The organism is Marinomonas phaeophyticola (genome assembly GCF_026966905.1).
GTDB classification, from domain to species: domain Bacteria; phylum Pseudomonadota; class Gammaproteobacteria; order Pseudomonadales; family Marinomonadaceae; genus Marinomonas; species Marinomonas phaeophyticola.
The window spans coordinates 422,494-436,275 of sequence record NZ_JAPUBN010000011.1; the positions used below are offsets into that span (position 1 = coordinate 422,494).

Annotated in this window: 16 protein-coding genes and 1 tRNA gene; 11 read left to right on the forward strand and 6 right to left on the reverse strand. The window is 41.0% G+C overall.

The window, feature by feature from the left end; translation table 11 throughout:
• Position 1: 1 nt before the first annotated feature.
• The 6 genes from O1D97_RS05845 to flgA all read right to left on the reverse strand — a co-directional run bounded on the left by O1D97_RS05845 (position 2) and on the right by flgA (position 3,732).
• Complete coding sequence (locus O1D97_RS05845) at positions 2-1,126, reverse strand: D-alanine--D-alanine ligase (RefSeq protein WP_269123734.1); 1,125 nt, start codon at positions 1,124-1,126, stop codon at positions 2-4.
• Entirely contained in the window at positions 1,123-1,692 is a 570-nt protein-coding gene (locus tag O1D97_RS05850) for a DedA family protein (protein WP_269123736.1), read from the reverse strand. Before O1D97_RS05850 ends, O1D97_RS05845 begins: the two co-directional genes overlap by 4 nt.
• A gap of 175 nt (positions 1,693-1,867) precedes the next feature.
• Positions 1,868-1,943: transfer RNA gene (locus tag O1D97_RS05855), tRNA-Arg, on the reverse strand.
• Between the two features lie 150 nt (positions 1,944-2,093).
• Positions 2,094-2,570: a flagella synthesis protein FlgN gene (locus O1D97_RS05860; protein ID WP_269123738.1), complete on the reverse strand. Its 477-nt coding sequence runs from the start codon at positions 2,568-2,570 to the stop codon at positions 2,094-2,096.
• Positions 2,571-2,605: 35 nt separating this feature from the next.
• Complete coding sequence (flgM, locus tag O1D97_RS05865) at positions 2,606-2,923, reverse strand: flagellar biosynthesis anti-sigma factor FlgM (protein WP_269123740.1); 318 nt, start codon at positions 2,921-2,923, stop codon at positions 2,606-2,608.
• Positions 2,924-3,036: 113 nt separating this feature from the next.
• Positions 3,037-3,732 carry a flagellar basal body P-ring formation chaperone FlgA gene (gene flgA / locus O1D97_RS05870; RefSeq protein ID WP_269123742.1) on the reverse strand — a complete coding sequence of 232 codons (696 nt, stop codon included), beginning with the start codon at positions 3,730-3,732 and terminating at the stop codon, positions 3,037-3,039.
• A 143-nt stretch (positions 3,733-3,875) separates the two neighbouring features.
• Here flgA and O1D97_RS05875 point away from each other — a divergent pair, with 143 nt between their 5' ends.
• The 11 genes from O1D97_RS05875 to flgJ all read left to right on the forward strand — a co-directional run bounded on the left by O1D97_RS05875 (position 3,876) and on the right by flgJ (position 13,742).
• Positions 3,876-4,808: a chemotaxis protein CheV gene (locus O1D97_RS05875; protein ID WP_269123744.1), complete on the forward strand. Its 933-nt coding sequence runs from the start codon at positions 3,876-3,878 to the stop codon at positions 4,806-4,808.
• Between the two features lie 59 nt (positions 4,809-4,867).
• Positions 4,868-5,695: a CheR family methyltransferase gene (locus O1D97_RS05880; RefSeq protein WP_269123746.1), complete on the forward strand. Its 828-nt coding sequence runs from the start codon at positions 4,868-4,870 to the stop codon at positions 5,693-5,695.
• A 217-nt stretch (positions 5,696-5,912) separates the two neighbouring features.
• The gene (flgB, locus tag O1D97_RS05885) at positions 5,913-6,317 is read left to right on the forward strand and encodes a flagellar basal body rod protein FlgB (protein ID WP_269123748.1); all 405 of its coding nucleotides are present in this window, start codon (positions 5,913-5,915) and stop codon (positions 6,315-6,317) included.
• Positions 6,318-6,319: 2 nt separating this feature from the next.
• Positions 6,320-6,769, forward strand: coding sequence for a flagellar basal body rod protein FlgC (gene flgC, locus O1D97_RS05890; protein WP_269123750.1), 450 nt, complete (start codon positions 6,320-6,322; stop codon positions 6,767-6,769).
• A 10-nt stretch (positions 6,770-6,779) separates the two neighbouring features.
• Complete coding sequence (locus tag O1D97_RS05895; protein ID WP_269123752.1) at positions 6,780-7,472, forward strand: flagellar hook assembly protein FlgD; 693 nt, start codon at positions 6,780-6,782, stop codon at positions 7,470-7,472.
• 12 nt (positions 7,473-7,484) lie between these two features.
• Entirely contained in the window at positions 7,485-9,185 is a 1,701-nt protein-coding gene (locus O1D97_RS05900; protein ID WP_269123754.1) for a flagellar hook protein FlgE, read from the forward strand.
• A gap of 138 nt (positions 9,186-9,323) precedes the next feature.
• Positions 9,324-10,067 (forward strand): flagellar basal body rod protein FlgF, encoded by a 744-nt coding sequence (locus O1D97_RS05905; RefSeq protein ID WP_269123756.1) that lies wholly within the window; start codon positions 9,324-9,326, stop codon positions 10,065-10,067.
• 67 nt (positions 10,068-10,134) lie between these two features.
• Positions 10,135-10,920: a flagellar basal-body rod protein FlgG gene (gene flgG, locus O1D97_RS05910; RefSeq protein WP_269123758.1), complete on the forward strand. Its 786-nt coding sequence runs from the start codon at positions 10,135-10,137 to the stop codon at positions 10,918-10,920.
• Positions 10,921-10,939: 19 nt separating this feature from the next.
• The gene (flgH, locus tag O1D97_RS05915) at positions 10,940-11,602 is read left to right on the forward strand and encodes a flagellar basal body L-ring protein FlgH (RefSeq protein ID WP_269123759.1); all 663 of its coding nucleotides are present in this window, start codon (positions 10,940-10,942) and stop codon (positions 11,600-11,602) included.
• A 52-nt stretch (positions 11,603-11,654) separates the two neighbouring features.
• Positions 11,655-12,740 (forward strand): flagellar basal body P-ring protein FlgI, encoded by a 1,086-nt coding sequence (locus O1D97_RS05920; RefSeq protein WP_269123760.1) that lies wholly within the window; start codon positions 11,655-11,657, stop codon positions 12,738-12,740.
• Positions 12,741-12,779: 39 nt separating this feature from the next.
• Complete coding sequence (flgJ, locus tag O1D97_RS05925) at positions 12,780-13,742, forward strand: flagellar assembly peptidoglycan hydrolase FlgJ (RefSeq protein ID WP_269123761.1); 963 nt, start codon at positions 12,780-12,782, stop codon at positions 13,740-13,742.
• Positions 13,743-13,782: the final 40 nt, after the last annotated feature.

The following is a 13,782-nucleotide window of genomic DNA, read 5'->3' on the forward strand; positions in this document are numbered from 1 at the left end:
TTTAATCCATGGATGGGTAATCAACGACCCAACTCTTTTCTTCTCGCCAAGCGCGATACAATGATGATAAGGATGGTGTTTGGTAACCAGCTTTACGATTTAGATGGCCAATTTCGTATAAAGTTCGATATTGATTCATTAAAACTTTTATGGCGTCTGGTAGCTTGGTTTTACTGTCCCAAATATGTGTTGCTTCACTGCTTGCACCATTGACTTCTAAAATTTGAAAATTTTCGCCTTTCATTAGATCGTCAATGTTTTTAAATTTGACGTCGAGACGGCCATAATGAAACTCGGGCATACCATCAAAGAAAGTATCAAGTGATTCCGCAAGTGCCTCGGTAATATAACGATTTCCGTCTCTAAAAATACTGCCACCACTATGGCTGCCAGCAAAGGCAATACGAAATGCTTCTCCCTCTGGGATAACCTTATCGTGGTTTGCCTTATGTCTAGGCAAATAGACGTGAGATAGCAGACTCGCTCTTGGGTCCGCCATAATTAACTGCTTGAGGGTACTGACTCCATCACCGATCACCCAAGGTGTGTATTTAAGGGTGATCGAAATGATTTTTCCTTTTTTTTCACCTGGGTAACGTATATAGAATACTCCCGCTTCTGCTTGATATTTTGATTTTTCTTGCAATAAAAAACGAGCGCTCTTTGGGAAAGCCGAAATATAGTGGATTAATTGATCTTCTGTTTCAATTAACCGTACGCCCACACCACGGCATCCTAGATCTGGTTTTGCGACGGCGGGCAGCTGCAGTCCCTTTGTGTGATAATCTGTTAATGTATTTTGAGCATTGGTTTTATCATCAAGAAGCGCTTCATTCGTTGATGTCACGTATTCGCATAAATAAGAGCGCACATCCTCTGCCGCTTGATTGAGGATATCGGCTTTTGATTCTCCAACCATACCGCTTAAAGGAATTTTTGGATTGGCAATCAAGGGGAGGCAAACGTTTCTGTATTTCACGCTTAGACCAAGGCATTGAAAAAATACCGGCATATACATGGCCCAAGCAGGCCAGAATTCAAAGAATGAGACCGGCTTCTCCGTGATCTCCAGAGGAGGCATTCCCTCGTTTATGCCAGCAGGCAAGGCGACTTTTGTGATTTTCAAGCAGGTTGTTCCTTTAGCAAATAGGTATTGATCAGTTTATTGATTGAGATAATAACAATAATCATCATAGGTGCCAGTCCCCAACGCCATAAAGAGCTTTCTACCCAAAGAGCGTCCCCTAAAGCAAAAACCGAGGCGTATATAAGGATAGACCATAAGAACGTGGCGAGCCCAACAGACAAAAAGAAGGTTGCAGGTTTAATGTGTAAAGCGCCACAGACTAAATATCCAGTGCCTCGTAAGCCGGGTAAAAAGCGGATGAGGAATACATTTAAAAATGCATTTTGCTGTAGCTTATGTTGAATTTTGATGACCTTTGAGTGGGATAGCCGTTGTTGCACCCAGTGAAACTTATGACAATAACGGCCAATGTAAAATAGTCCGATATCGCCTGAGGCAATACCAATAAAGACCGCCATGATTCCCAAGTGAGTAGGTAAGCTTCCTTCTACTGATAAAAGAGCGGCTCCAACAATGGCAGCGTCTTCTAAAATATAAGAAATAAAAATAATACCCAGAGCAATCGCATAGGGATTTTGAGACCAAGTGAGTAAAGTGTCTAACATATAAAATTCAAACTAAACCATTTTTTCTACTATAGGACTTCAGACATATCAAAAGCTAGCGAGTTCAATGAAATTGTATATATATTTACGGAGGAGGTTTTCTGGAGGAGGAAATAGAGGTTTGCACACAAGATGCACACTTTTTTAGCTGTGTTATTGATTTTATTGAAAAAGATGGTGTCCCCACCAGGACTCGAACCTGGAATAGCCGCTTAGGAGGCGGCAGGTATATCCTGTTTACCTATGGGGACAATGTTCTGCTTGTTTTTTGATCTAAAAACGTCTTTAAAAAGATATTTAGCAAAGTTGCTGATTTTATACATTATTTTTTGAAATACGGCAAATAAAAGCCGCATTTTAATCGATTTTGTCTGTCTTAATGTGGGAGATATATAGAAGGATTAAGCTCTACCGATCGTATGTTTACTGCTAACCGGTTTCGTTCCGCCTGTAGCTGTATAGACGCGGCTTTTCTTATCCGTTCCTTTTAGGATTTCTAAGAGGGACTTATTGCGTTTTTGGGCTATATATAAAATCTGTTCGTTACTCTGATTTTTTACCTTGCAGGACTCCAAAAGAATTTCACACTCTAATACGAGATCATTAAGACGAGGATTTTCTAATTGAGTTTGTAACCAAGCTTTGAATTGACCTTCCTCAGCTTTTTTTTGGTCAATGATGCCAAATTTCAGTAACAACGAATGGCGCTTAATGTTTAAAGAGTCAAGTTCATCTAAAATGGATTGTTTCTGTTCAGAAATTTCCAGGATTTTTTCTGGACTCAGCTGGGCAAGCGCGTCACGCTCACTGTCTAGGAGTGTCGACAGCGAATCTAAAAGTTCTTTATTTCGAGCAAAGATGGGTTCTACAGGGACCATACAATCAGCTTAGAATCAGGTAGTGCTTGTTAAGGTTAAGCGAATAGAGCATCAATACTTTGCATGTTACTGGCTAACTTTTGAGTATCAATTTGATATTCACCCGCGGCAATAGCTTGTTTAACCCGCTCGACTTTCTCCATATCCATATCTGGAAGATTTGATATTTTTGCTTCTTGATCTTTTAATATTTGAGCTGCATCACTTAACTGAACCGTATCTTCAGAAAGCGTGTCTTTACTAGATACATTTTGTCCAGCTCTATTCTCGGTAGACTCAGAAGATTTTTGTAATCTTTCATTCTTACCTATGTTGGCTTGATTACCCAAGCCGTTACTAATATTAATTGCCATAATCCTATCCGCCCCTGAAAATTTTTCACTTAAAGCAACTATCGGCTGTCTAATAAGAAACTTTAGATATTTTTGTAAAAAATAATTATAAAGTACTTTTCTGGATAATCGTTTCAATAGTTTACAAGAATCTCGTTGCTGGATACAACTTTTCCGTACACAATTCGACCAGAGCTGATGTTTTTTACTCTTATTTGCTGTCCGAGTGTGCCGTTTTCGAGTGATTCTCCATTCATTCTAACGCTGATAGCATTACTTTGCGCTTTAATCATGACTCGTGATCCTTTTTTGACAATGATCGGTAGCTCTGTCAGTTTGTCAGTAATGACGGTATTGATGTTAATATTACGAGAGGCAACAAACCCAAAGGGTGGGTTTTCTTTGTTGTAGATATCACCTCTTAATTTGGTGATATCGACTTGGATTAAATCGGTATTGTGTGAGCTGATAGGTTGTTTTCTTGATATGGGAGTAATGGCCACATAAGCTTCTAGTAAGATCATTTGATTTACAGGAACATAAAACTTCCACGCGGGGGCGAAGCATTCAACAGTATAAGTAGTGCGTTTTTGTGCATCTTGACGTGAATTGATGATGGATAAGTTTTCCTCAGAACACGTAGGTAGATAACTAAAGTCCGCTCTGTTTTCTAGCTCAATATTCACGTCAGCTTGAGGATAAAGCTCTGCTAATCGAGGTTTTTCATGGTGTTCTATAAAGTCAGTGATATAGCGTTGAAGGTCTGTTGCGCTACTAACAGAAGAGAAACTGCAAATTATTGAGACGAGAGAAAAAATTTTTTTGTTCATACAGGTAAATATCTCACAGTTTTAGCGCTAAGTTTGCATAAGATATTAGTAAAATAACAAATATCACTCTATGATTGGATGATATTTACATATTTTTTGAGGTTCGCCTTGGCGACACAATAAGGTTCATAGGAGATATAGTTATGGCCGGAGTTCTCGATACAGTAAACCAGCGTACCCAACTTGTTGGTGAGAACCGTCTGGAGTTGTTGTTATTTCGCTTGAATGGAAAACAAATTTACGGCATTAACGTTTTTAAAGTAAAAGAAGTTTTGCAGTGCCCAAAGTTAACAACCATGCCTCATAGTAGTCCTGTTGTTAGAGGTGTTGCTCATATTCGTGGCGGCACTATTCCAATTTTGGATCTAGGTTTGGCGACAGGTGATAGGCCAATTGAAAACATTAATGAATGTTTTGTCATCATCACAGAATATAACCGTCGTATTCAAGGCTTCTTGGTTAAAGGCGTTGAACGCATTGTTAATATGAATTGGAGTGATATTCAGCCACCACCAAAAGGCTTATTGCATGATAATTATTTAACCGCTGTTTGTCAGGTTGATAAGCACATGGTGGAAATTATTGATGTAGAACAAATCCTTTCTGAGGTCGCTCCCACTAAACAAGATATTTCAACTGGTATTGTTACCGATTCGGTACAAGAGAATGCGAAGCAACATCACATACTTATTGTTGACGATTCAAGTGTGGCTCGCAAGCAAATTAAGCGTTGTATGGAAGATGTTGGTTTTGCAACAACGGTATTGTGTGACGGTCGCGAAGCATTAGAGTATCTGCAAAATATTGCCGATGATGGCGGTGATGTTACTACTGAGTTCGCCATGGTTATTTCAGATATAGAAATGCCTGAAATGGATGGATATACGCTAACCACTCGGATACGTAATGACAGTCGATTAAGTGACTTATTTATTTTGCTGCATACCTCATTAAGTGGTGTGTTTAATGAAGCGATGGTGAAAAAAGTGGGCGCGGATGGCTTCTTAGCAAAATTCCAACCAGACGAATTGGCCCGTTTGGCAATAGAAACGGTTCAGATTCAGGGTGATGAGTGATTTAGGGATGTTTAGCGCATTTAACTAATATTTCAAAAATGTGCTTTTTGGGAGTGACAATGTTGAGTACAACAAACGTAATAACGCCACAAGGATATATGAAGTTTCGACAATACTTGGAAAAAGTATGTGGCATTATGTTAAGCGATAATAAGCAATATTTAGTTGCTAGTAGATTAGGTAAATTGCTTGAAAGAGAAGAAATAACGAAATTAGAAGATTTGGTTTCATTATTGGAAAGAAGAGGGGGGGCATTAAAAGAAGAGGTGATTAATGCTATGACAACGAATGAAACGTTGTGGTTTAGAGACTCTCATCCTTTTACTATTTTAAAAGAGAAAATCTTACCTGAGTTGGGGGATAGACCAATTAAAATCTGGTCTGCAGCCGCGTCTACGGGGCAAGAGGCGTATTCCATTAGTATGATCATAGATGAATACAAGTCAAGTTATCCTGGGAAGCTGAGAGCAGGTGAAAAAATAGTGGCTACGGATATTTGTACAAACATACTGCAACATGCAAAGCAGGCTGAGTATGATAGTTTAGCGATTGTTCGAGGCCTTAGTGAAAGCATGCAAAAACGTTATTTTGATAAATTAGATAGCGGTGCTTGGAAAGTAAAGTCTCCTATTCGCAACAGAGTGGACTTTCGCTATTTAAATTTGATCGATTCTTATGCTGGTCTTGGTAAGTTTGATGTGATTTTTTGCCGTAACGTGCTGATTTATTTTTCGGCTGAGTTGAAACTTGATATTTTAACCAGAATGCATAAAGCCTTAAACCCTGGTGGGTACCTATTTTTGGGTGGGTCTGAGGCATTAAGCGGATTATCTTCTTTGTTTGAAATTGTTCAGTGTCATCCCGGTATTGTTTATCGAGTAAAGTAATGTGAAAAGGGCTCTCTCTTCAGTAGAGGGTTCTTTATGATTTTTCTGTGTGACTCCTTCTAGCTTCTTTTCCTTCATCTATTTTCATTTGCCGCTTTTTGCCGTTCTTTTAAGCAATAAAATCTAAGTTATTGAATTATATGATGTATTTTTATTGGCATCTATTTTGCTTAATATTTAATAATATTACATTAAGGTTTAGATGGGAGTTGCGTACATGGCTATAACATTTGAAGGTGCATTTGCAGGACATGATAAAGCATTATTGTTTCGTAGTGCTCGTTCTGCTGTATTAGCGAATAATATAGCAAACTCTGATACACCGAATTATAAGGCTCGAGATATTAGCTTTGAATCGATGATGCAAGAGGCAACTCGTAGTCAACTATCTATGAGCGCAACGAATAATAAACATTTTTCGCAATCCTCTGGTTTTTCTGGATCTGATGACGATGCCTTGTTGTATCGAACACCTAATCAGCCGTCTATAGATGGTAACACGGTAGATATGCAAAGAGAGCAAGCTGAATTTGCTCAGAACTCACTTCAATTTGACACTAGCTTTTTGTTTTTGGATAGAAAAATTAGTGGCATGAAGAAAGCCATATCAGGAGGGCAGTAAGCATGTCTTTAAATAACATATTTGCTATTGCTGGATCAGCAATGAGCGCTCAAAGTGTCCGCTTAAATACCGTAGCGAGTAATATTGCTAACGTAGACAGTGTTTCCAGCTCTGTTGATCAAACTTACCGAGCTCGTAAGCCTGTTTTTGCTGAAATGTTTGATCAGTCTATGCAGGCCCATGGCTGGAATAATGTAAACGATAATGGAATGGGTGCCGGTATTGGGGTTCAGGTGAAGGGGATTATTGAATCCGATGCGCCTCTAGAACCAAGGTATGAACCTGATCATCCAATGGCGAATGAAAGTGGTTTTGTTTTTTATCCAAATGTTAATCCTGTGGAAGAAATGGCAGATATGATGTCGGCATCTCGTTCTTTTCAGACGAATGTCGAGGTTATGAATTCGGCCAAAAGCATGATGCAAAAAGTTTTGACGCTTGGTCAGGCGTAAGGGGTAGCATATGGCAGAAATAAGTAATGGTTTAAACAGTCTGATTGCTCAGTACGGTACAGATAAGGCGAAAGCAGCATCTGGTGTTGATACGCAAACGGCAACAGAAAAAGCCAGTATTGGTGATCAAGATGTGTTTATGACTCTGTATATTGAGCAGCTTAAAAATCAAGACCCAACTGCCCCTCAAGATACTAATGATATGGTTGCTCAGATGTCTCAGTTTAATCAGGTTGAGCAGCTATCAACGATCTCTTCACGCTTAGAGTCCATGTCTGCGGCACTGACCTCTAGTCAAGCGTTAGGCGCTTCGACATTGGTAGGTAAGTCTGTTTTTGTTAGTCAGAAGTCAGCCGAATTAGCTGAAGATGGGAATATCGCTTTACGAGTGGAGATTCCTGATGATGCTCAAACAACGACCTTGAAGATTTCAGATGCGAGTGGCAACTTGGTTAAAGAAGTCGACTTGAGCGATAAAGAATACACATGGGACGGAAAAGCGGCAGATGGCAATCCTTTGCCGCCTGGTAGTTATCAGTTTTCCGCCAAGGCGCGAACATTCGATGGGGATGTTGTTGAGCTACAAACTTTGCTTCCTGCGAGGATTCAAGGTGTCACAATCAACGGTGCTAATGGCACGGAACTTAATGTTGCTGGGCATGGCAAACTTAGCCTGTCTAGCGAACTAGAAATTGTAGGTTAATCGGAGGGCGTTATGGGATTTAATACAGCACTTTCAGGCATCAAAGCTTCTGCGGATTTTTTGAGTGTCACAGGTAACAATATAGCAAACTCCGATACGACTGGCTTTAAGCGTTCTCGTGTTGAGTTTGGAGATCTTTATAATACGAGTGTACTGGGTGCAGGTAGTAGTAATGCTATCGGTTCTGGTGTCAGTGTTAATAATGTTGCTCAGCAATTTGCTCCTGGTAATATATCTGATACAGGAAGTAATTTGGATTTAGCCATTGATGGAACTGGTTTTTTTGTCTTGGACGTAGGTGGTACGCAGGGTTTTACTCGAGCGGGAGACTTTAAACTTGATGAGGAAGGTTTTCTTGTTACTAACGATGGGGCGAATGTTCAGGGATATAATGCTGTCGAAGGTATTATTGGCGGTAACTTAGAAAATTTAACCGTGCCTACTGAGCGTATTGCGCCGCAAGCGACCTCTGAAATGTCGATTCAAGCTAACCTTGATTCTCGTTCTGAAGATGTGCCGGCGTTTATTGATGATATCTTTGACCCTACTGATCCGACTACGTTTGATTATACTCAAACTCAAACGGTTGCGGATACTCAAGTTCCACCTCAAAACCACATCGTTACTTACTTCTATGCGAAATCTGATTTGCCTAACACTTATCAAGTTTATGCAACAGTAGACGGTTCCCCGACTGATGATGCAGGTACGGAATGGTTGACCGACCAGTATATTACTTTCAACGGTCCTGATGGTTATCGCGATGCGGTGGGTACAATTCAGCCTGGCGGAACACAGGTGTTGTATGCCGGTACCAATCAGCCTCAAGTGACTGATATTACTAGTTTATCTCAAGCTCCGTTTACTTTAGGTGGTACGTTAAATGGTAATGCTATTAACGATACTTTAGCTGTGGCCAGTGTTGTTGAGCCTTCTAATATTGCTCGTAAATCATTTGATCCTGCAGACCCTTCTAGTTATACCTACGGTAATACAAAGAATATCTATGACACTTTGGGTGAAACTCATACTGTGGGTTATTACTTTATCCAACAGGGCGAAGCCAATACATTTGAGCTGAAAATTACTGTTGATGGAAAACAAACCTACGATGATCCAGTAACGGGTACGGCGACTCGCTTTGTTCCTGAAGATACGGTAGTGACGTTTGATGCGGCCGGTAATTTGTCGGGTACTTTTGAAGGCTTTCCTCCTTTCGCAATTTCTTCTCCAATCCAGTTGGAGATTACAGGTTTCGATCCAACGAACCCTTCAGCAACCATTCCAGTGGATCTTGCGGGGACGACTCAATATGCATTGACCAGTACTGATACTTTTACTCAGGATGGTTTTGCTGCCGGTGAGTTGCAGGGAGTCTCTTTTGATGAGGATGGCTTTTTGATTGCGACGTATACGAACCAACAGACAGCTGTGCTTGGGCAGGTTGCGTTAGCTACCTTTGATAATACTGATGGATTGAGCCCTGCAGGTGATACGGCTTGGGTGGCAAGCTCGAACTCGGGAGTGGCAAACATTGGCCGAGCGAATACAGGAACACTAGGAAGTATTCGTGGTGGTGCTCTTGAAGAATCCAATGTTGATTTAACATCCGAATTGGTTGCCTTGATTGAGGCGCAAAGAAACTATCAGGCTAACTCGAAAACCTTAGAGACTGAAAATACGGTAACCCAGACAATCATTAACTTACGTTAATCGGTTGAAATAAAGCCTTCTCTAGGAATGGGGAAGGCTTTTGTGCGTCTGATTTTTGCTGATTACACTCAAAAGAATCTACTTTGGCATATTTTTTGTATTGTCCTAGGTAGATTCTTTTTTTTGAGGGTATGGCTAATGGACAGAGCACTCTATTTGGCGATGAGTGGTGGTAAGCAAACCATGCATGCGCAATCCATTCATGCAAACAATTTGGCTAATGTTAGTACTACAGGCTTTCGTTCTGATTTTGAGCAAGCTCGTTCAATGCAAATCAATGGCGAACATTTTCCATCGAGAGTGTTTGCAATGACGGAGAACCCAGGTACACGATTTGCTTCTGGTGGTCTCATTCAAACGAGTCGAAGTCTTGATATTGCTGTGCAAGACAGAGGATTTATTACTGTTCAGGACGAGTTAGGGCGTGAGTCCTATACACGTGCTGGTGATTTGCAAATCACTTCTGTGGGTCAGCTTGTGACCGGTACAGGTTTGCCTGTAATGGGCAATGCTGGTCCTATCTTTTTACCTCCTTTAGATAAAATCACGATTGGCGATGATGGAACGATTTCTATTATTCCTCAAGGTGCTGGTTTGGCTGAAACGGCCGTTATCAATCAAATTAAGCTGGTTGACCCAGATACCAAGCTGCTCGAGAAAGGTAATAGTGGTTTGATTTATGGTAAAGAAGGTCAAACGTTTGAACAAAGTCCTAATGCGAGAGTGACCTCAGGCTTTCTCGAAGGCAGTAATGTTAATGCGGTTGAAGAGATGACGCATATTATGAGCTTGTCTCGCCGCTTTGAACTGAATATTAAGGTGATGGATACTGTTCGAAATAATGAAAATGCCTCGGCACGTATATTGCAGCGTAATGCATAATTAGTATCCGTAACTCAGTAAGTAAACTTATGTTTGCTTGAGAAAGAATTATTTTATAGGTGATGGTATGCATTCAGCTCTTTGGATTAGTAAGACAGGTTTAAGTGCAATGGATAAGCAATTATCTGTTGTTTCAAATAACTTAGCTAATATCTCTACTGTGGGTTTTAAAAAAGATAGAGCGGTTTTTGAAGATCTTTTATATCACACAGTTAGACAGCCTGGCGGATTAAGTACTCAAAATAATGAGTTGCCTTCAGGTTTGCAAATTGGTGCAGGTGTGCGTGTAACAGCGACTCAAAAAGACTTCTCTGAAGGGGATTACAATATTACGGATAGGCAGCTAGATGTTGCGATTCAAGGGGATGGGTTCTTTCAGGTGCTGCAGCCAGACGGTACTATCGGTTATACCAGAGACGGCAGTTTTCAGCTCAATAGTAATGGTCAAATCGTTACTCCGAATGGGCTGTTATTGGAGCCGGCTGTCACAATAGATCCAGATGTGGTTGAAATTACCATCGGGGATGATGGGGTTGTTTCTGTGCTGAGAGCGGGACAAACAGACACAGAAGAAGTTGGCGCAATTAACGTAGCTGGCTTTATTAATCCAGCTGGTCTTGCTGCGCTGGGACAGAATTTATTTGCGGAAACCAATGCCAGTGGCGCTCCTATAGTCGGAGTTCCGGGAGAAGACTCGCTTGGAGAGCTTCGCCAAGGTATGTTGGAAGCTTCCAATGTCAATTCAGTTGAAGAGTTGGTTAATATGATTACCACTCAAAGAGCTTATGAAATGAACTCTAAAGTGATTTCGACAGCAGATTCAATGTTAGGTTTTGTTACTCAGCAACTCTAATAAGCGAATAGGTAAGATTATGAGATTGATGATATTGGCGGCTTTAGGTGTATTTTTAACAGGTTGTGCGGCAGTTGAATCGACACCCAAGTCGGATGATCCTTTTTATGCGCCGGTTATTCAAGAAAATATACAAGCGAACAGAAAAGCCGATGGCAGTATTTATCAAGCTGGTATGGGAGATATTTTCTTTGGGGATAAAAAAGCACGACGAATTGGTGATATTTTGACGATAAATTTGAGTGAAAGTACTCGATCAACAAAATCAAATGATGCCAGTGTGTCTAAGTCTTCTTCATCAACAATAGGTAATCCTACTATACTTGGTATACCTATTGGGTTGGATACTAACTTGCCAAGTACCAATACAGATTTTTCTGGTAGTGCTGACGCGAATCAAAGCAACAGCTTATCTGGAAGTATTACCGTGACGGTTTATAATATTTATCCAAATGGCTTATTGGCAGTAAGAGGGGAGAAATGGATTACACTCAATCGTGGACAAGAATACATTCGGGTTTCAGGATTGGTTCGTGAATCAGATATCAGTGCGGAGAACACGGTCAGCTCAACCCGATTAGCGGATGCTCGGATAGCCTACTCTGGAACGGGTGAGCTTTCGGAAGGCAGTAAGCAAGGTTGGCTAAGTCGATTTGTAAACTCCAGCTGGATGCCTTTTTAAGGCTACTTTTGGCATTCATTGACGGTAATTTTATTTTTTCTAGGTTCATCTTATGAGATTGTTAAGTACATTAATACTGCTTTGTGTGACGAGTTTTACCCATGCAGAAAGATTGAAAGACATTACTTCTGTAGAAGGTGTTCGTAATAACCAATTATTCGGCTATGGTTTGGTTATTGGATTAAATGGCACTGGAGATAATACGGCTTTTACAGAGCAGAGTTTTGCCAGCATGCTGTCTCAATTTGGCATTACTTTGCCGGAAGGTGTGCAAACCAATTCGGATAATGTCGCGGCGGTTTCTTTGACGGCTACGCTGCCTGCATTTTCTAAACCAGGTCAAAATATTGATGTCACGGTATCATCAATTGGTAATTCGAGTAGCTTGAGAGGGGGGACGTTATTGTTATCGACCCTTAAAGGGGCGGATGGTGAAGTCTATGCTATTGCGCAAGGAAACTTAGTTGTTGGTGGTTTAGGGGTTCAGGGAGCGGATGGCTCTAGATTATCCGTTAATATTCCTACAGTAGGTCGAATTCCGAATGGCGCTTCGGTTGAACGAGTGGTGCCGAATAGCTTTAACCGAGGTGATACATTAACATTTAATCTTAATCGTCCAGACTTTACGACGGCTAAGCATGTCGCCGACCGAATTAATAATCTATTGGGTCCAAATATTGCCCAGACATTAGACGCAACTTCCATTCGTGTTTCAGCACCAAGAGATCCAAGTCAGAGAGTTTCGTTTTTATCAATATTAGAAAATTTAGAAGTGGAACTAGGTCAAGAGAGAGCGAAAATTGTTATTAATTCTCGTACAGGAACGATTATCATAGGACAAAATGTCACCGTTACTCCGGCGGCTGTGACTCATGGTAGTTTGACGGTGACAATTAAAGAAAACCCTGAGATAGGACAGCCAAACGCGTTAGCTGGTGGTGAGACGATTCTAGCGCCTCGAACAGAAATAACCGTAGATGAAGACAGTGGTCATATGTTTCTCTTTAATCCTGGTGCGTCCCTCAACGATATTGTAAGGGCGGTTAATCAAGTAGGAGCTGCGCCTGGTGACGTCATGGCTATATTGGAAGGCTTAAAGCAGGCTGGCGCGTTAAATGCCGATCTAGTGGTAATATAAACATTTGGTTTTAGTCCAGAGTAGGTCAGAGGAGAGGTTGTGAATAAAGTAAATTCCAATGAGTTTTATGGTGACTTTGCATCCTTGGCCGCCTTGAAAACGCAAGCGCAAAAAGATCCTGATGCCGCATTAAAAAGAGTTGCTCAAGAATTCGAATCTATTTTTATTGGCATGCTATTAAAAAATATGCGTAGTTCCAATGAGGTTATTGGTGGGACGGATTTATTTTCTAGTAGCCAAACCCGTCAGTATGAAGAGATGCTGGATTCACAAATGGCGCAATCAATGGCGACTTCTGGTGGTGTTGGTTTAGCGGATGCATTAATACGCCAATTTGAAGGTCGTGGTACGGCGTCTTTATCTGCAGCAAGGGCAGAAAGTAGTGATGACTCTTCATTGCTGCAAAGTATCGCTACTCATGATTTAGCAAAAATACAATTAATGGCTCAAGCGGCAAGTAAGCGTTTATTAGATCAGTCTGAGTTGACTCGTCAGTTATCTTCAAATACCGCAGCGGAGGTGGGTGCTTCTAATGTAAACTCATCGGACGTTGTTCCTGTCAAAAATGTCATATTTGACTCCCCTGAATCCTTTGTAGAAGATCTTTGGCCTCTGGCTCAGCAAGCCGGTAGGCAGCTTGGTGTAGATCCCAAGGCTATTTTGGCTCAGGCCGCGTTAGAAACTGGCTGGGGAAAGTACCCAATAGCTAAGGCGGATGGCAGTGCTAGCTTTAATATGTTTGGGATCAAAGCCGATTCGCGTTGGCAAGGAGATCGGGCTGTCGTGACAACGTTAGAGTATGAAGATGGGGTGGCCAAAAAGCAAAAGGCGCCATTTAGATCGTATAACTCTTTTTCTGAAAGTTTTAATGACTACGCTGACTTTTTACAAAACAGTGAGCGGTATAAAGATGCCTTGCAAGTGGGGGATAATGCGTCAATGTTTGCCGCCTATTTGCAAAAAGGGGGTATGCAACTGACCCTAACTACAGTCAAAAAATAGGAAATATTCTATCTAGTAAGTGGTTTAAAACACTTCTCTA